Source organism: Epilithonimonas sp. JDS (assembly GCF_021261315.1).
Taxonomy (GTDB): Bacteria; Bacteroidota; Bacteroidia; order Flavobacteriales; family Weeksellaceae; genus Epilithonimonas.
Genome location: NZ_JAJSAX010000002.1, coordinates 631654 through 650028, shown reverse-complemented (window position 1 = coordinate 650028; position 18375 = coordinate 631654). Strand labels below are relative to the sequence as shown.

Genomic DNA, 18375 nt, shown 5'->3' with positions numbered 1-18375 from the left:
CAAAAATAAGATTTTTAAACCAAACCGCCCATTTTCTTTTTTAACAGGTTTTTCGGATGGATAGAAAAGAGTAATACAATTTAATTATCTATATTTGCGTTACGTTTCTGAAAAAGAATAATTATGTTCAAATCGCTTTTCCACTGGAAAGTATTACTTAATATCGTATTGGCAATGGCGTTTTTCGCCGGTTTGGTTTGGCTTACATTCCGTTGGTTGGAGTTTCATACCAATCACGGGGATGAAGTTCCTGTGCCGAATGTGATGAATATGAAAGTGCACGACGCTATCAAAATTCTGGATGATTCCGGTTTGGAATATGAGGTTGATAGTTTTAAATATGATCCGAAATTCCGTCCGTTTCAGGTTTTGGCAGTTTTTCCATCGCCGGGATCAAGCGTGAAAAGTGGAAGGTCTATTGTTTTGAAAGTAAATCCAAGAACTTGGGCAAAAGTAGCTGTTCCAGACATTATCGACAGATATAAAGGTTTGGCTTTTAATCAATTAACTTTAGTTGGATTAAAAGTTGGGGATACACTTTTCGAGCCTAGTATTCAGCGTGATGCGGTGCTTAGAATTGTTTATAACGGAACGAGCATCAAGCCGGGAACTTTGTTGCCGAAGTTTTCAAGCGTGGATTTAGTCATTGGATCTGGTCCTTTGAGAAATGTTTCTATTCCTAATGTTGTTGGTAGAAGCGTTCAGGAAGCCCGGAAAATAATTGCGCAAGCTCTATTTGAAGTCGGAATCGTAGATCACGAAGATGGCGGAAAAGATGAGTCGGATATTGTTTATTATCAGGATCCGGGATTTGGTTCACTGCGGGATCAGGGAATGCAGATTGATCTCTGGGCGAGTAAGAAAACACCGGCAGAGTTACAGAGTAAAATACAGCAGCTGGATGATATGTACCGCCCGAAAATTGATACAACTTTAGCACCTATCCAATACAATGAAGTTCCGCCACCAACGATTGAGCAAAGACCTGCCGTTATAAAACCTCCAGTTTCTACAACGTCTTCAACTTCCGGAACTGCGCAGCCAACGACAAAACCAAAAACAACAAGCACACAACCTGCTGCGACAGCCAGTCCTGCAGTGAAACAAAATACAACGCCACAATCTACAAAACCTGTAGATAAGCCAAAGCCGAAAAAGGTGGTCATTGAATAAATAAAACAAAAGGCTTCGACATCAGTTGAAGCCTTTTTAGACTAAAAATATGCTAGACGAGACCGAAGATTTCCTGGAAGATGAGTTAACCAATGACGATCATTCCGCTGATGAAGAAAACAGTGGCTTGTATGAACACGTCAATATTACCGTTGATAAAAAACAGGAACCGCTGAGAATCGATAAATTCTTATTGATTTTCCGTCAGAATTCTTCCCGAAACAAAATTTCTCAAACATGTAAAGCAGGCAACGTGATTGTCAACGGAAATCCTGTAAAACAGAATTACAGGGTAAAACCGGGCGATGAGATCAGTGTTCTGCTGGCACATCCACCCAGAGAGAATACCATTATTCCTCAGGATATTCCTATTAATATTGTTTATGAAGATAGTGATCTAGTTGTGATTGATAAAGATCCTGGAATGGTTGTTCATCCGGGATTTGGAAACTGGGATAAGACTTTGGTAAACGCATTAGCTTTTCATTTTTCAAAAGATCCAAATTACAATTCCGATCTGGATAGAGTAGGATTGGTTCACAGGATTGACAAAGACACTTCAGGATTACTCGTTATTGCCAAAACCGAGTATGCGCTTAGTTTTCTGGCAAAACAATTTTTTGATCGGACAACAAAACGTCTTTATTGGGCGTTTGTTTGGGGCAATGTAAAAGAAGACACAGGAACTGTAACAGGACACATCGGCAGACATCCGAAAAACCGGATGCAGATGTACACTTACGAAGACGGAAGCCACGGAAAACACGCCGTAACGCATTACAAAGTCCTCGAACGTTTCCGATATATGACCTGGATCGAGTGCAAATTGGAAACAGGTAGAACACACCAGATCAGAGCGCATTTGAAACATATCGGTCACACGTTGTTCAATGATGCGCGATATGAAGGTAATATCATAATGAGAGGTGTCAACTTGCCAAAATACAAGCAATTTGTAAACAATGTTTTCGAAATTTTGCCAAGACACGCTCTGCACGCTCATACACTCGGTTTTATCCACCCGACAACCAAGAAAGAAATGTATTTCGAAAGTCCAATGCCGAAAGATATGCAGGAAGCATCAGAACGTTGGAGAAAATATTTGGATAATAACTAGAGTTTTATACATTTGTATTGTGAAGAAAAATTACATTTTCTATAAATTTTTTTTACTGTTCATTGCAGGTTTTTGTGTTGAGGCAAAAGCTCAGGAAACATTACCTTTCTATCAGCAATATCTTGTTGACGGCGATTTTCTGTTCAATCCGGCATTGTTGGGAAAGACCGATGATGTGGTTCTCAATCTCAATTATCAAAAACAGTTTTCACAATTGTCGGAGTCTCCCAATGTGCAGTCAGTTGGTTTGCATGCCAACGTCTTCGATAGAGTGGGCGCAGGTGTTTCATTTTTCAGAGATCAAAATGGTCCCATCTCTTCCAATGGAGTGATGTTGGGTGCTTCTTATTTTATTCCTTTGAGTGATGAGGAAGACCGTCAGGATCAGTTTTCATTTGGTCTTGGAACCAATCTATATAACATGAATATTGATTACGGGCAGGTTCACCCGGCTCAGGAAGGCGATCAGGTTTTAGGAGAAAATACAAACGATATTTTTCTCGCTTATGTCAATCTGGGAACGGCTTTCAAATATAAAAGATTTTTTGCAGGCATTTCTGTTGTGGACATTCCCATCAGCAATACTTTGCCAATTGAAAACGGCATAGAACCTTCTCCGACTAAGTTTTATCTGAATGCAGGTTACGACTGGCATTTTACAGATGGCATATTTCTGACGCCGTCATTGATGATGAATCTAAATACCAATTCTTCAAGAATATTTGATTATAATTTGATGGCAACCGCTTTTGGAGAAAAGAATAATATCTCTGCCGGAATCAGTTTCCGAAGCGCAAAAAGCGCCGTTGGAAGCCAGAATCTTGGGATGTCACCTGTCATCAAAGGGAAAGTTGGACCCATTACGTTTGGCGCTGTTTACAACTTTGGTGTGTCAGAATTGACGGAGAATTTCGGAAACAGTTTTATGTTGTCATTAGGATTTAGTATTGATAATTTCATCAACACAAGAGGTTACCGTTACAGATAATTAATATAATTTAAATAAATTTGAGCTCTGAATTTTCAGGGCTTTTTTAATGATATATCTTCACATTCCTTTCTGCAAACAAAAATGCAGCTATTGCAATTTTCATTTTTCGACTTCTTTCAGCTTGAAAGATGAGATGGTTTTGGCCATCAAAAAAGAAATTGGATTAAGACATCACGAGCTCGAAAATAAAACCATCAAATCGCTTTATTTCGGTGGAGGAACGCCTTCAGTCCTCAGTGTTGATGAAATAAAATCTCTGATTGACGAATTTCAAAAATTTTTCAGTTTTGATGAGAATATTGAAATCACTTTGGAATCCAATCCAGACGACCTCAATAAAAATTTCCTAAGAGAATTGTCCCAAACAGAAATTAATCGTTTGTCCATCGGAACACAAAGTTTTTTCGATGAAGATCTGAAGCTGATGAATCGCGCACACAACGCTTCCGAAGCAGAAAGTTCAATCAAACGAGCTCAGGATTTCGGATTAGAAAACATCAGCATCGATTTGATTTACGGTTCGCCAACTTCAAACTTCGAAATCTGGAAAGACAATCTCAACAAAACCATCGAGTTGCAAGTTCCACACGTTTCATCTTACGCTTTGACAGTCGAACCAAAAACAGCTTTGGAAAAATGGATTGAAAATGGAAAAGTCAGTTCGCCCGAGGAATCCGAACAAAATCAGGACTTCTATTATATGTCTAATTTTCTGAAAGATAATGCATTTGACCACTACGAAATTTCGAATTTCGGAAAGCCAGGTTTTCATTCCAAACACAATTCAGCGTACTGGAAATCTGAGCCTTACTTAGGAATTGGTCCGTCCGCACATTCTTACAACGGCAATCTCGAAAGAAGCTGGAATATAGCCAACAATCCACTTTATATCAAGAATATCAATCAAAATATCATCCCAAAAGAAACCGAAATCCTCTCAGAAAAAGACCGTTTCAACGAGATGATGATGATTGGTTTAAGGACAATCTGGGGCGTGGATTTGAACAAAATCAATCAAAATTTTTCCTCGGAAATAATCGATTATCTTCACAAAGGAATCAATCCAAAACTAGAATCCGGAATTCTGAAAATCGAAAATAATCATCTTTTAATTCCAGAAAAACACTGGTTTTTAGCAGACGGAATTGCGAGCGATTTGTTTATTGTTTAAATTTACTTTCAAGTCAAAACATCATTTTGTCATTCCGCAGGAATCTAAACCTTGAGATTCTTTTAAAATGACAAAAACTTCTAATAAAATCCTTATTTTTGCGATATAATTTTTCCAAAAATTGAAAAAGAAAAAAGCCGACTACACTCATCTTTCAGCCAATCAGCCAATCGGAATTTTTGATTCCGGCGTTGGTGGTTTGACGGTTGCAAAGGAAATTAAACGACTGTTGCCAAACGAAGATTTGATTTATTTTGGCGACACAAAACATCTTCCTTACGGCGAAAAATCCCGTGAAGCGATTGTCGGATATTCAACCAAAATCACACAGTTCTTATTGGAGAAAAACTGCAAAGCCATCGTCATTGCCTGTAATTCTGCGACGGCAAATGCTTTGAAGGAAGTTCAGGATTTGGTGGAGGAGAAGGTTCCCGTGATTGATGTGATTAATCCTGTGGCGGAAAAAGTGTCGTACGAGATTCACAACAACGTTGGCGTCATTGCGACCAAAGCAACGGTCAATTCTGGACTTTACAAAAAATCAATCCGTAAACATAACAAGTTCATTAAGGTTGATGAGTTGGCAACGCCACTTCTCGTTCCTGCGATTGAAGAAGGTTTTAAAAATCATCCAATTACACATTCGATTATTTATAATTATTTGAGTAATAGTAAATTAAAAAATATTGAAACTTTGATTCTCGGCTGTACGCATTATCCACTTTTGATAGACGAAATCAAACAATATTATGGAAACCGTGTCCGCGTCATCGATTCTCCAAATATCGTAGCCAACCAATTGAAGATGATTTTGGATAAACACAACCTTCTTAACGAGGAAAATCACAAGCCAACGTATCAATTTTTCTTATCCGATATTACCAAGAATTTCGAAAAAATCTCAAAGAAATTCTTCGGAAAATCAATTGATTTGGAGCATATTGTTCTTTAGAAATTCTCATTACGGAATATCTCTTTGATTCTATCAATCTCGTTTTGAACATTATTTTTCACACGTTCACCAAAATAAAGGGTGTTCTCAATTTTATTATTTCCTTCCCAGGCAATTTCGATTCCGCCACTGGCAATCTCTTTTTTACAGAGGAAATCCGGGACGATTGAGAATCCGGAATTACCACTTAAACAACGGACAATCGAGCAAATATTTGGAACGATGTAATTTGGTTTGAAGTCGGGATGACGATTGAAATTGGCTTTCCAAAAATTATTCAAGTGTTCCATATCCGCCGCGGTGCTGTACCAGATTTGCTGTTTCAACCAAGCTTCTGCTTCTTCGATTTTATTTTTCTTAAGCAGATTTTTGAATTCTGAAGTATCTGTTCCAGTTCCATTAATCAAAACAATTTTTTCTTTGGAAAATGAATCGAATTTCAAGTTTTTCAAATTGGCTTTTCGTGGCGTAATTATCAAATCCAACAAGCCATTGTCCAAATCCGAAAACATCTGTTCATATAAACCAAAACGAATAATCACGTTAAAATCAAAGTTAGGAATGTGCTTCTCCAACGTGAATTGAAAAGTCTCAAAACACATTCCAATGCTCACCGTTGAACGTTCCGTTTTTGTCGTTTTATGGAAAGTTTGTTCTGCGGTTTCGAGTTTCAAAAGTGGTTCCAGCGTGAAGTTGTAAAGGATTTTTGCTTTCTCAGTCGGAATCAGTTTTTTAGAAATTCTTTCGAACAACGTATATCCAACATAAGCTTCCAACGAACCAATGTGGAGACTTACGCCGGGCTGTGAAATGTACAATTCCTTCGCCGCTTTCGTAAAAGATTGGGTTTCGTAAACACTCTTAAAAGTTCTGAGCCATTCTAGATTTATCATTTTATCATCATAATTATAATGCAAATGTATGATTTAAATTATTTTTATAATTCATTTTTCTATCGGAAATTTGCAGTGTCAATAATTTAAATAATCAATTAATGAAAAATATATTTGTAATCAACGGCGGACAAACCTTCGCGCACTCTGGCGGAAGCTTCAACAAAACCATTACCAACTGGACTAAAGAGGTTCTTGAAACTGAGAATTTCGAAATCAGAATCACAAATGTCAACGATGAATTTGATGCAGTTCAGGAAGCAGAAAATTTTAAATGGGCTGATGTCGTGGTTTACCATTTTCCAGTTTGGTGGTTTCAGGTTCCCAATCGTTTGAAATTTTATATCGACGAAGTTTTCACGGCTGGTCACAACAACGGCATTTACAAAAGTGACGGCCGTTCCAGAGTGAATCCCGCCATCAATTACGGAACTGGCGGTTTGATGCACGGCAAACATTATTTCGTCACCACAAGCTGGAATGCACCGGAAACGGCTTTCACTTTGGAAGGCGAATTTTTCAACCAACATTCGGTAGACGAAGGCGTTTTATTCGGTTTTCACAGGATGAATGCGTTCACAGGAATGAAACATTTGGGAAGTTTCCATTTCCACGATATGGAAAAATCGGCCACTCAGGAACGTATTGATAATTACGAAATCGAGTACAAAAATTATCTCAAAAAAACTTTGGAAACTGTAAATCTAAAAGTGTTGAATTAATTAAATATAATCAAATATGTCAATCTATTTAACAGCGATTTTAAAGTCGAAAACAGATAAAATTAAGGAACTAAAATTGATTTTGGATAATATGGTTTTGAATACGAAAAAAGAGGAAGCCTGCGAAAAGTACGAATTAAAGCAAGGTTTGGAAGACGAAACGGTTTTCATCTTTCACGAGATTTGGAAAAGCCAAGAAGGGTTGGATGCGCACAACCAACAATCTTACATCAAAGAATTCGTAGAAAAAGCGCCTGAATTATTAGAAGGACCTGCGGAAATTTATCTTGCAAAATTAGTTTAGTAAAAACGCCTCGAAATTACTCGAGGCATTTTTTATAGGCTGATAATTTTATCAATATTAATGTCTTCCAAAAACTGATTATCGTGAGAAGCTACAATCAAAGTTCCCTGATAATCATTGATTGCTGATGTCAGAATCTCAATATTTTGTATGTCCAGATTGTTCGTCGGCTCATCCAAAATTATCATATCCGGAGAAAGATTTTGAATGGAAAGACAGCAGAGTAGAAGCTTCAGTTTTTCGCCACCACTTAGGAATTCACACTTTTTGTCCCAATCATTTTTGAAAAAAAGAAAACGGGCTAAAATTGTTTTGACCTCGTGTTCTTCAAGGTTTCTTAAGTTAAATCTCTGCGCTTGCTCCTCCACCAAAAGTTCATTTTCAATCAAAGAATATTCCTGGTCGATGTAAACAGTTTTCTTTTCGGCTAAATAAAGATTACCAGAAGTTGTATTGATTTCGCCCAAAATCATCTTTATCAAAGTCGTTTTTCCAGAACCATTATCACCTTTTATTGCAATTCTTTCTCCGCTAATAATTTGAAAATCAAGATTGTTTTTCCAAAGATTTTCTTGGTTATATGAGAAATTAATTTGCTCAGCTTTCGCCAGAATTTTTCCTTTGTGAAGATGAGAATTATCAAAATTAATTTTCATTTTATCAATTCCAGAAAGGTCTCCTTTGAGGTCGTGAAGGTTTTCTCTGATGTTTTCGATTTTATCTTGATGAATCGATTTCAACTTTGAAGTGCTGTTTTCAGCTTTGTTCCGTAACGTGTTCATCATAATTCTGGAAACACCGGATTTTTCTTGTTTGCCTTTTCCGCGAGCGTCCAGTTTGTTTTGTCTTTCAATCGTTTCGCGCTCTTTTTCTTTGGCTTTTTTCAGTTCCTTTTCCCGATTTTGAATGTTTTGCTCGAGTGCGTTTATTTCGATTTTTTTCTTTTCAGAATAGAAATCATAATTCCCGCCATAAACCGAAATTCCATTTTTCGCAAGTTCACAAGTTTTGTCCAAAAGATTGAGCAAAACTCTGTCGTGGCTCACAATCAGCAGACTTTTTGAAGTTGATTGGATGAAATCATAAAGTAATTTTCTGTTCGTAAAATCCAGATGATTCGTCGGTTCATCCATCAAAATCAAATCTGGCTGATGAATCATCATTCCTACGAGAAATAGTTTGGTTTTTTGCCCGCCACTCAGGTTTTCCAATTTCAGATTTAAATCAAAATCGGGAAGATTCCAATATTCAAAAGCTTCTTTAATTCTGTCTTCGATGGTCCAATCGTCATTTAGGATTACCATATTTTCTTCGGTGACAAAACCGTTTAAAATTTCCTTTAAAGCCTTTAATTTTTTATCGATTCCCAAAGCTTCCGAGATACTCAAATCATTGAATTGACCGAAGATTTGAGGTACGTAATAGACATTGGAATCCGATTTTACGAATCCAGTTTTTGGTTGTAATTGTCCAGCAATTATTTTGAGCAAAGTCGATTTTCCGGAACCGTTATTTCCGATTAAAACTAATTTTTCCTGCGAATGAAGTGTGAGATTGATGTTCGAAAAAAGAACATCTTTGTTGGGATGTTGATAGGATAAATCCTGTAAGATTAACATAATTTCTTTTTTAAAATTGAACAATAGCAGACAAGTTTGCCTGCGAAAGATTGTCTGAAAAGAAATTAAATTTTACATTTTAATCTTGAGAATAATTATTGGTGCAAAGTTAGAAATTATTTTTAAAGTCCGAACTTCCTAATCACTGTATTGATTTTTTGCTTCCATTCTGTCGGTTTTCCAGCGTATCCAGCAGAAGCAATCGCATTCAGCCATTCGGAATAATCCAGATTTCCTTTCATTTTTTGATAGTATTTTTTTCGGGAAATCATCTCGCAAAACGCACGGAAAGATTCCTTTGAACTCTCAAAACTTTTGAATTTGGAACCGTTCACCGTATTTTTCCCGACCATTCCAAAATGATTGTTCAAAGTCTGGGCGTGTTTGCTGTTTCCACCGCCAGTTTCCACATAAGCGATGGAAAGAATGATGGCCGACGGAATCCCAAATTCCTTGGAAAGCTCCGTCGCAAGCGGTTTGTGTTGGTTGATGTAAGAATTCTGCGCAGAGATTTTTAAGCTGAAAAATAAAATCATTAAGCTTAAAAATTTGATATTGAAATTCCTCATATTCACTTCAAATTTTATTCAGAAACTGGTTGAGCCTCGAAGAAAGAGAAGTTGATATTCCCATATTTTCTGCTGTCTTTCAAGTTCGGATGCGGATATTTTTGTCTGCTTTGATGTTCCAAAATGAAGAGTCCGTTTGGTTTCAATAGCTCATTAGACAAGACCAAATCAATCAGTTCATTGTATTTTTTTTCGTCCGTTTCGAAAGGCGCATCAGCGAAAATAATATCGTATTTTTTCTCGTGATTTTTCTTTCTTTTCAGCCAGTCGAAAACGTCAAAACGTTGCGTATTCACCTGCAATCCCATTCCCAATTCCTGTGCAGTTGAATTGATGAATCCAGCGTGTTTTGGGTTCAATTCGATGGATGTGATGTCTTGGCAATCTCTGGAAGCAAATTCCAAAGTGATGGAACCAATTCCCGCAAAAAGGTCCAAAACGGAGCAGAATTCCAAGTCAAAACGATGCTCCAAAATGCTGAACAGCGCTTCCTTTGCAAAGTCTGTGGTTGGTCTTACTTCGAAGTTTTTTGGAGCCGAAATTTTCTTCGCTTTCCATTTTCCGGATATGATTCGATACATAATTGATAGTTGATAAATGATATTCTCTAACTTCTTAGAGTTGAAATTATTTTCTCGCTGATTTCACAGATTCAACAGATTTTTTCATTAAATCTGCAAAATTTGCATTATCTGCGAGAGATTTAAAAAGATAAAATGTCTTAATTCAAAACGAAGTTCTTCTTGTGCAAATTATCGAAAACGATTTTCAAATTCGGCACAAATTTCTGCATTTCCGAGATGAAAGTCTCATTTTCTGTGGTTTCTCCGTAGATGTAGAAGTAAGTTTCCGTAATTCCAAAATCTATTTTACTCAAGGTAAACATTATGAAATAAAGAAAATCTACCTCCGAAGTCGCATCCAGATTATTGTAAAGCACCACTTTTTTATTCTCAATGGCAAAAAATTCCGCCTGCTGATGATAAAGATTCACGTGGATTTCTTTTCGGTTTTTCACATTCAGAGAATTAAGAAACTTTTCACCGGAAAAATTAAAATTAGTTGGAACTTCCAATTGTTTGATTTTCCGATAAAAATCTTTCGGAAAACTGTAGTAAAATTGAACGCCGAATTTCTTGTTCACAGACAACATCAATTCCTCAGAATCTCTCTTCACATCGGCATTGTAGGAAATCAAATTATAGCCCAAATCGTGCTGTTCAAAACCTTCTTCCACCACAGAAAAATGGTTGACAGCCGAGACCACGGAGATTTCAGAAAACTTTTCCGAAGCCAAAACTTCATCCAATTTTTCCGTCACCAGATTGGCTGGCGTTTCCTCATCCTTCAGGAAAATCTTCTCTTCCAAAACCTTTTTGGATTTAGAAATCTGCCATTGCAAGCCATCTTTCGTAAAAAGCAAGGATAATTTCCTCATATTTTAAAGTCAATAAAATTAATTTTTTGGGCAGCTTTTCCGCCTTCCACTCCCGCTATTTTTTGCTCACGGTTTGTCTCTAAAAAGAACTCGAGTGCACGCAAAAAAGGATTTCCGTTCAAGTCGGGCTGCGCTTCGCAAAGTTGAAACATTCAAATATATAATCCAATTTTGTCATTCTATAGGAAACCAAACGAAGTGGTTCGACGTAGTCAATCTAAATTGTTAAGATTCCTACGGAATTACAAACGATATGTTTAATTTAAAACAAATAGTTGAAAGTCTATTTTCTATCAGTCTATTCTCTCAAAGTCTCCTCCGCGATTTGCAAAGTTAAAAAATTAAAACTTTAGGATTTCAAACTCTGTCCATTCTTACAGAATTGGTTATCTTCGCAAGATAATTCGATTTATTCTCAGAATGCAAAAAATATCATTTTTCTTTTTAATATTCGCCATTCAGCTTGGGTTTTCACAGCAAAACATCAAGTTCGAAGATTCCGATTTTACCACTCTACTTGCCAAAGCCAAAACCGAAAAGAAACTCATCTTTCTCGATGCTTATGCGGCTTGGTGTGGACCTTGTAAATTGATGGAGCGCAACGTTTTTACCGATGCAAAGGTAGCAGATTATTACAACAAAAATTTCATCAACGCCCATTTTGATATGGAAAAAGGCGAAGGCGTTGCTCTTGCTGCAAAATATGGCATCAGAAGTTACCCGACTTTGCTTTTCCTGAATGGAGAAGGCGAAATCGTTGGCAAAGAATTAGGCTATCTTAAAACCGAAGAATTCCTGGCTTTAGGAAAGAAAAACAACAAGCCTGAATTGGTCAATACCAATCTGAAAGACGAATTTCAGAAAGGAAAATTGGACCAGCCAGCACTATTGAATTTCATCAGCCTTTATGCCAGCAAAGACCCAATCATAGCCAAGCAAGCTTCAGAAAAATATTTTGCCAACAAAAAAGACAAGACTTTCACAGGCGAAGAAATCAATGCTCTTTTGAATTTCACTCAGTCCGTAGATGATGCCAACTACAAAGTTTTCCAACAGAACAAGTCAGCGATCGTAGAATTATTAACCGAGAAAAATTACACGCAGTTCGATAATTATTTGAAATTAATGAAACTCGTAACTTCTGCAACCGATGACAAAACAAAAACCATCGACGATGCAAAAGTTTTGAAAGAAGGCGAAGGTTTGCTTCCAAAAGAAGACCTTGCCAAAAGCCTGAACATCTATAAATTGAATTACTACATTTCTCACGAAAATTTTCCGGCTTACGAAAAAACCGCTTTGGAATATTACAAGAATCCGGACGAGTTCAACAATTCAGAATTACTCGCGGCAGCAAGTGTTTTCGCAGACAAAGTCTCCACAAAAACATCGTTGCAAAGCGCTGCAAGATGGGCAGAAAAAGTCGTGATGTCTTCAGAGAATTATGATTCCACAAGTATCTTGGCAACTTTGTACGATAAATTAGGAAAAAAAGACGAAGCAAAAATGTTCGCAGGAATGGCAGCCAACTTCGCCAAAGAAGAAAGCAAAGACGCCACAAAAATGAACAAAATCCTGAATAAGAAGTAACAATGAAGAAAGTATTAGCAATCACATTAGTCTGTCTATCCATCTTTAGCTTTTCACAAAAAAACGAAACCTACATCAAAGCCAACGCTTTGTTTCTGCCAATAGGTATGCTAAATGTCGGTGTTGAACACGGTTTTACAGAGCATATCACGGGACAGGCTGATATTTTCTTTTCACCTTGGAAGTCTTTTGGCGGGCATCAGGCTTTATTTGGGATCGGAACTGTGGAGGGAAGATATTATTTTGATGAGGCTTTCAAACATTTTTATGTGGGAGCAAGTGTAGGTTTCGGTGTTTTCAATATTCAAAAATGGAATTATTGGAAAAATGATATTTATGTCACTAAAGAAGGAGAAGTAACGCCTTACCGAATGAATCAACTCTACCAAAAAGGATTTTCCTATATGATCGGTGCAACTGCAGGCTACCAGTTTCAGATTGGAAACCGATGGAATATGGATGTATTTTTGGGAGTTGGTAATCAACAAGGTTTTTACAAAGGTTATGTAGAATATCTTCCTGAAACTCAGGAAAACAGATATGACAGAGTAGAAAACTGGGATAAAAGCGGCGAGATCATTCCTTTCAAAGGTGGTGTGATGATTTCTTATAAATTGTAATAATGAATACGAAAATCAAATATCTACTAATCGGTGTCATCACATTCGTAATCATCTTTCTAATGAATTACATTGGAAATGATGCACCGGATAAATTATCACGAGCTTTAATGACCGCTTCCGCAGCCGTTATTGGTTTAGGAATTGGAATGTGGATCTACAGCAGGAGAGATCAGAACGATGAACGCAATCATTTTGATTAATTGAAAATCAATTTATGAAGATCAATCTTAATCCAGATAAAAAAATATATTTTGCTTCCGATCAGCATTTCGGTGTTCCAGATCTTAAGCAAAGCAGAATCCGCGAGGAGAAATTCATCCGCTGGCTCGATCTCATCAAAAAAGATGCGCAGATTCTTTTCCTGATGGGCGATCTTTTCGATTTCTGGCACGAGTGGAAATATGTTGTTCCCAAAGGTTATATCCGTGTTTTAGGAAAGATTGCAGAACTAAAAGACTCCGGAATAGAGATTTATTTTTTCGTTGGAAATCACGATTTGTGGATGAAAAATTATTTCGAAGAAGAACTGGGAATTCCTGTTTATTTTGAGAAAAGATATTACGAAATTAATGATAAAAAATTTCTTCTGGCACACGGCGACGGACTGGGTCCTGGCGACAAAGGCTATAAGAGGATGAAGAAAGTTTTTACAAATCCTTTGGCTCAATGGGCTTTCCGTTGGCTGCATCCGGATATTGCGATGAGCATTGCAAACTATATGTCTCAGAAAAATAAACTGATCTCCGGAGATGAAGACAAAGAATTTCTTGGCGAAGACAAAGAGTTTTTAATACAGTATTCCAAAGAAAAACTGAAAACGGAAGATATCAGTTATTTCGTTTTTGGTCACCGTCATCTTCCTTTGATCTTTGATTTGGAAAAAGGTGCAAAATATATCAACCTTGGCGATTGGATCGTCTATTTCACTTATGGTGTTTACGATGGAAATTCGTTTGAGGTGAAAACTTTTGAGGGATAAATTTCAAAATTAGATTTGAAAAAAATGAAGCAGAATATTTTTGACATAAAAAACGAATCCGATTTTCAGACCGCTTGTTTGGAAACTTTTCGTTATCAATATGAGAATGTGGAAGTTTACAGAAAATTTGTTGATTATCTCAAAATTAATCCGTCAGAAATAAATGAAGTTAATGACATTCCTTTCCTACCAATAGAAATGTTCAAAAATCATTTGGTTTTAGACAAAAATTCTGAAGCTGAGCATTATTTCCAAAGTTCCGGAACTACTCAGATCAACCGTTCCAAACACTACATCGCCGATTTTTCTCTTTACGAAGAAAGCATTTATAAAAGTTTTGAGCAATTTATCGGAAAACCGGAAGATTATATTTTTCTCGGCTTGCTCCCGAACTATTCCGAAAATACACATTCGTCGTTAATTTATATGGTCGATTTTCTGATGAAAAAATCGGGAAAACCAGAAAACGGATATTTCCTTTACAACCATCAGGAATTATTTGATCTACTCCAAACTTTGACCGAAAAAAAAGTAATCCTTTTTGGTGTTTCTTTTGCCTTATTGGATTTTCTTGATACAATAGAATCTCAGAATCTTTCAATCTCTCAATCTCAGAATTTAACAGTTATCGAAACAGGCGGAATGAAAGGCAGAAAAGAAGAAATGACAAAAGATGAGCTGCTGAAAATCTTCAAACAAGGCTTCAAAACGGATAAGATTTATTCAGAATATTCTATGACAGAGTTACTTTCTCAGGCGTATTCATTGGGCGAAAATGTTTATAAAAGTCCAAACTGGATGCAAGTTCTCATCAGAAATACGGAAGACCCGTTTTCTTACGTTGAAGAAGGAAGAACTGGCGCAATTAATATCATTGATCTTGCAAATAAGCATTCCTGCTCATTCATTGCAGCGCAGGATTTGGGGCGAATCGAAGATGGAGCTTTTCAGGTTTTGGGAAGAATCGATCATTCAGATATTCGTGGCTGCAGTCTTTTGGTTTCTTAAAAATTATAATTTAAAATTAAGTAGAATTAAAAATATGGCAGCTTTATCCGCCTTCCACTCCCTCCCGATTTTACATCGGGATCCGCCTCAAGTCGGGCTGCGGGATTTGTATGTTTATCGAAGTTTGCCAACCATCAGTAAGTTTTGTCTTTCAATTATTTTTCTACTAAGTTTTTCGCTCTTCAAATCTCAAAAATGCTACGATTTGAAAGAAGTTCTGAAGGTAGAACCTACCACATTGTACAAACCGCATTTGTTAGCCGCTCAGAATTTTGGAGTCGATATTTTGGAAAATGCAAAATCAGTTGATAAATACATTTCAAAAGGAAAATTTGTAAAAGTCAAAAAGAAATCACGCGGTTACCGTCTTCAGGCTTTGGAATACAGCCGACCATATTTAGTTAAAAAAGCAAGAACCACTCTGGAAAATATGGCTGCGAAATTTGCAACGGACACCAAAAGTTTCTTTGTCGTTTCCTCTGTTACCAGAACTTTAGAGGATCAATGCAGATTACGGAAAGTCAATTCCAATGCGGCTTTAGGAATCAGTTCACATAACTATGGAGCGGCATTCGATATCTCTTATGTTCGTTTTGATCACGTTTTGAAAGTCAATACAAAGCTCGAAAAAGAATTGGAAAAAGTACTTTTGTATTATAAAAATCTAGGGCATATTTTTTACATTAAAGAAAAACAACAAAGCTGTTATCACGTGACAGTACGCAGATATTAAATCAAATTAATGATGCTTAAAATAGAAGAACTTGTTCATAGCTTTATCAATACCAATTGTGATTTTGATAAGGAAATTGTTCTGACCAATTTTTTTCATTCGGATTGGGAAGCAGATATTTTGTCGATCAATAATGAAGGTTTCAGCCACGAAATTGAAATTAAATTATCAAAATCAGATTTCAAAAACGATTTCAGAAAGAAATATACCAATCAGAAAACCGGAGAAAAGTTCCTGAAACACGACAAAATTGGCTGCGGCGATTATATCTGTAATTCATTCAGTTTTCTTTTACCAATGGGAATGATCGATCATCAGACAATTCCTGAACATTGTGGCATTATAGAATTTTATCACGACGAGGACAACTGGGAAACCACTTTCTATAAAATCCGAGAACCGAAAACAATTCATCAGGATTCTTACTGGAAACTCTGCGACAAAGATCATTTTATGAGAAACCTTGCCAGAAGTCTGCTTTTCAAAAAGTTTGAATTAAAGGGAAAGAAGGAAGAATTAATCTTTAAAAATTTCTTCGAAGCCAAAAACAAAAAATAAATCCTGCCAATAGTATTGACAGGATTTTTAATTTTATACTGAAATTGAAATTAAGCTATTTCTTTCTTCTCGATCAAAAGATTATAGACAAACGCTGCAAAAACGCCACCTAAAATGGGAGCAGCAACGAAAAGCCAAATCTGAGAAAGCGCTTCACCTTGAGCAAAAATCGCAGGGCCAATGCTTCTTGCCGGATTTACAGAAACACCTGTGATTTTGATTCCGACAATATGAATCAAAACCAATGACAATCCAATCGCCAAACCAGCAAAACCACCGTGAATATTCTTAGTAGAAGTTGATCCAAGAATGACCAGTAAAAAGATAAATGTGAAAACAAACTCAGCAACAAAAGCCGCCAAAGTGTTGTATTGATCGAGATAACCAGTTCCCCAACCATTAGAGCCTAACGCCCAAGGTCCTAATTCCGCACCTGGATGATTTGTGAAAATGACGTAGAGAATTCCGGCACCGACAATTGCACCGACGATCTGAGCCACGATGTAATAAGCCGCTTCAGTAAGTTTCATTCGTCCTGCAGCAACCATTGCAATGGAAATCGCAGGATTGATATGACAGCCGGAAATGTGACCAATCGCATAAGCCATTGCCACCACACTCAATCCGAAAGCAAAAGAAATTCCAAGAAGTCCAACGCCAGTAGTGCCGTCAGCGCCGGCAATGACTGCACTTCCGCAGCCCATTAATACGAGAACCATAGTGCCGATCATTTCGGCAACAAATTTTGATGTTGTAGATACCATTTGTAATGTTTTTTTATAGTTTATTGCAACAAATGTAATAATTATTTCTATTGATTGTAAAAGATTGTGATTAATATCTTAAATCGTGACAAAATTTCTGACTTTTTTGCGTGTTCATCAGTGGTTTGCTTTTTGAATTAAACACTTGTATAAATCTTAAAATATGTCAATCAAATATTCAATTCTGGACCTTGCGACAATTGTCAAAGGCGACGATATCAATAAAACATTTCAAAAATCAGTAAAATCCGCGCAACACGCTGAGAAGCTCGGTTTCACGAGATATTGGTTTTCTGAACACCATAATTTTCCTAATGTTGCCAGTGCTGCAACCTCCATTTTAATTGGACACGTTGCGGGTCAGACGGAAACCCTGAGAGTTGGTTCCGGCGGCATTATGTTACCAAATCATTCGACATTGTCGGTTGCTGAGCAGTTGGGAACTTTGGACGGATTGTATCCCGGAAGAATAGATCTTGGTCTTGGCAGAGCGCCGGGAACTGACGGACTTACAGCTAGTGCTCTGAGAGGCAATAACTTCACTCCCAATTATAATTTTGAATTCCATATCAAGGAACTTCAAAAGTATATGTCCGATTCAAATTCTGAATCCAAAGTGAGAGCAATTCCCGGAGAAGGTGCAGATGTTCCGCTTTATATTTTGGGAAGTTCGACTGATTCGGCTTTTTTGGCTGCCAAATTAGGAATGCCTTATGCGTTTGCAGCACATTTTGCACCGTCGCAGTTAGAAGTGGCTTTGGAAATTTACAGAGAACATTTTCAGCCTTCCGAGTTTTTGGATGAGCCGTATGTAATGGTTTGTATCAATATTATCGGTGCAGATTCGGTAGATGAGGCTCATTATTTATCAACTTCACATTTCCAGGCTTTTGTTAATATTTTGACGGATCAAAGACAGCCGCTTTTACCGCCAGACGAGACAGATTTGGCGAATATGTCCGACGACGTTTCACTTCATCTAAATAGAATGGCCGCGAAAACTTTCGTAGGAGACAGGGAAGTGCTGAAGGAAAAACTTTCAAAGTTTGTGAAGGATTACAGACCAAATGAGATCATTGTTTCAGGAAATATTTACGACTTCGAAGCTAAGCAGAAATCTTACGGAATTGCCGCTGATGTTATTAAATCATTATAATAATTTCGAGAAAAC

At 37.0% G+C, this 18375-nt stretch carries 21 protein-coding genes; 15 read left to right on the top strand and 6 right to left on the bottom strand.

Features of this window, described 5'->3' with window-relative positions; all coding sequences use genetic code 11:
* The first annotated feature begins 123 nt into the window (after nt 1-123).
* From LUD75_RS09660 to murI, 5 genes are all read left to right on the top strand, one after another.
* Nucleotides 124-1173, top strand: coding sequence for a PASTA domain-containing protein (locus LUD75_RS09660; protein WP_232705462.1), 1050 nt, complete (start codon nt 124-126; stop codon nt 1171-1173).
* Nucleotides 1174-1222: 49 nt separating this feature from the next.
* Nucleotides 1223-2290 (top strand): RluA family pseudouridine synthase, encoded by a 1068-nt coding sequence (locus LUD75_RS09655; protein ID WP_232705461.1) that lies wholly within the window; start codon nt 1223-1225, stop codon nt 2288-2290.
* A gap of 19 nt (nt 2291-2309) precedes the next feature.
* Nucleotides 2310-3278 carry a PorP/SprF family type IX secretion system membrane protein gene (locus LUD75_RS09650; protein WP_232705460.1) on the top strand — a complete coding sequence of 323 codons (969 nt, stop codon included), beginning with the start codon at nt 2310-2312 and terminating at the stop codon, nt 3276-3278.
* 49 nt (nt 3279-3327) lie between these two features.
* Complete coding sequence (gene hemW, locus LUD75_RS09645) at nt 3328-4452, top strand: radical SAM family heme chaperone HemW (protein ID WP_232705459.1); 1125 nt, start codon at nt 3328-3330, stop codon at nt 4450-4452.
* 121 nt (nt 4453-4573) lie between these two features.
* The gene (gene murI, locus LUD75_RS09640; protein WP_034969076.1) at nt 4574-5404 is read left to right on the top strand and encodes a glutamate racemase; all 831 of its coding nucleotides are present in this window, start codon (nt 4574-4576) and stop codon (nt 5402-5404) included.
* Here murI and LUD75_RS09635 read toward each other — a convergent pair.
* Nucleotides 5401-6297, bottom strand: coding sequence for a LysR family transcriptional regulator (locus LUD75_RS09635; RefSeq protein ID WP_232705458.1), 897 nt, complete (start codon nt 6295-6297; stop codon nt 5401-5403). The two genes, murI and LUD75_RS09635, sit on opposite strands and share 4 nt — an antisense overlap.
* Before the next feature lie 101 nt (nt 6298-6398).
* On the opposite strand from LUD75_RS09635, the gene LUD75_RS09630 reads away from it, so the two are divergent.
* Together LUD75_RS09630 and LUD75_RS09625 are read left to right on the top strand one after the other, a co-directional pair.
* Complete coding sequence (locus tag LUD75_RS09630) at nt 6399-7019, top strand: NAD(P)H-dependent oxidoreductase (RefSeq protein WP_232705457.1); 621 nt, start codon at nt 6399-6401, stop codon at nt 7017-7019.
* A 16-nt stretch (nt 7020-7035) separates the two neighbouring features.
* Nucleotides 7036-7323, top strand: a complete 288-nt coding sequence (locus LUD75_RS09625; RefSeq protein ID WP_232705456.1) for a putative quinol monooxygenase — start codon at nt 7036-7038, stop codon at nt 7321-7323.
* A gap of 32 nt (nt 7324-7355) precedes the next feature.
* On the opposite strand, the gene LUD75_RS09620 is transcribed toward LUD75_RS09625, so the two are convergent.
* The 4 genes from LUD75_RS09620 to LUD75_RS09605 form a co-directional block, all read right to left on the bottom strand.
* Nucleotides 7356-8942 carry an ATP-binding cassette domain-containing protein gene (locus LUD75_RS09620; RefSeq protein WP_232705455.1) on the bottom strand — a complete coding sequence of 529 codons (1587 nt, stop codon included), beginning with the start codon at nt 8940-8942 and terminating at the stop codon, nt 7356-7358.
* 122 nt (nt 8943-9064) lie between these two features.
* Complete coding sequence (locus tag LUD75_RS09615; RefSeq protein WP_232705454.1) at nt 9065-9478, bottom strand: glucosaminidase domain-containing protein; 414 nt, start codon at nt 9476-9478, stop codon at nt 9065-9067.
* Nucleotides 9479-9525: 47 nt separating this feature from the next.
* Nucleotides 9526-10092 carry an RsmD family RNA methyltransferase gene (locus LUD75_RS09610; protein WP_232705453.1) on the bottom strand — a complete coding sequence of 189 codons (567 nt, stop codon included), beginning with the start codon at nt 10090-10092 and terminating at the stop codon, nt 9526-9528.
* A 140-nt stretch (nt 10093-10232) separates the two neighbouring features.
* The gene (locus tag LUD75_RS09605; RefSeq protein ID WP_232705452.1) at nt 10233-10949 is read right to left on the bottom strand and encodes a DUF3822 family protein; all 717 of its coding nucleotides are present in this window, start codon (nt 10947-10949) and stop codon (nt 10233-10235) included.
* A 420-nt stretch (nt 10950-11369) separates the two neighbouring features.
* Between LUD75_RS09605 and LUD75_RS09600 the strand changes: the two genes are divergently transcribed.
* Genes LUD75_RS09600 through LUD75_RS09570 form a run of 7 tightly spaced genes read left to right on the top strand, consistent with a single transcriptional unit; the run spans nt 11370 to nt 16440 of the window.
* Nucleotides 11370-12539, top strand: a complete 1170-nt coding sequence (locus LUD75_RS09600; RefSeq protein ID WP_232705451.1) for a thioredoxin fold domain-containing protein — start codon at nt 11370-11372, stop codon at nt 12537-12539.
* Between the two features lie 2 nt (nt 12540-12541).
* Nucleotides 12542-13159, top strand: coding sequence for a DUF3575 domain-containing protein (locus tag LUD75_RS09595; protein ID WP_232705450.1), 618 nt, complete (start codon nt 12542-12544; stop codon nt 13157-13159).
* 2 nt (nt 13160-13161) lie between these two features.
* On the top strand, nt 13162-13362 hold the full coding sequence (locus LUD75_RS09590) for a hypothetical protein (RefSeq protein WP_232705449.1): 201 nt from the start codon (nt 13162-13164) through the stop codon (nt 13360-13362).
* A gap of 14 nt (nt 13363-13376) precedes the next feature.
* Nucleotides 13377-14141, top strand: a complete 765-nt coding sequence (locus tag LUD75_RS09585) for a UDP-2,3-diacylglucosamine diphosphatase (protein ID WP_232705448.1) — start codon at nt 13377-13379, stop codon at nt 14139-14141.
* 24 nt (nt 14142-14165) lie between these two features.
* Nucleotides 14166-15149: an acyl transferase gene (locus tag LUD75_RS09580; RefSeq protein WP_232705447.1), complete on the top strand. Its 984-nt coding sequence runs from the start codon at nt 14166-14168 to the stop codon at nt 15147-15149.
* Nucleotides 15150-15183: 34 nt separating this feature from the next.
* Entirely contained in the window at nt 15184-15882 is a 699-nt protein-coding gene (locus tag LUD75_RS09575) for a DUF5715 family protein (RefSeq protein ID WP_232705446.1), read from the top strand.
* A 9-nt stretch (nt 15883-15891) separates the two neighbouring features.
* Complete coding sequence (locus LUD75_RS09570) at nt 15892-16440, top strand: hypothetical protein (RefSeq protein ID WP_232705445.1); 549 nt, start codon at nt 15892-15894, stop codon at nt 16438-16440.
* A 50-nt stretch (nt 16441-16490) separates the two neighbouring features.
* Here the strand turns inward: LUD75_RS09570 and aqpZ are convergent, their stop codons facing one another.
* On the bottom strand, nt 16491-17204 hold the full coding sequence (gene aqpZ, locus LUD75_RS09565; RefSeq protein ID WP_232705444.1) for an aquaporin Z: 714 nt from the start codon (nt 17202-17204) through the stop codon (nt 16491-16493).
* Between the two features lie 163 nt (nt 17205-17367).
* Between aqpZ and LUD75_RS09560 the strand changes: the two genes are divergently transcribed.
* Nucleotides 17368-18360: an LLM class flavin-dependent oxidoreductase gene (locus LUD75_RS09560; RefSeq protein WP_232705443.1), complete on the top strand. Its 993-nt coding sequence runs from the start codon at nt 17368-17370 to the stop codon at nt 18358-18360.
* Nucleotides 18361-18375: the final 15 nt, after the last annotated feature.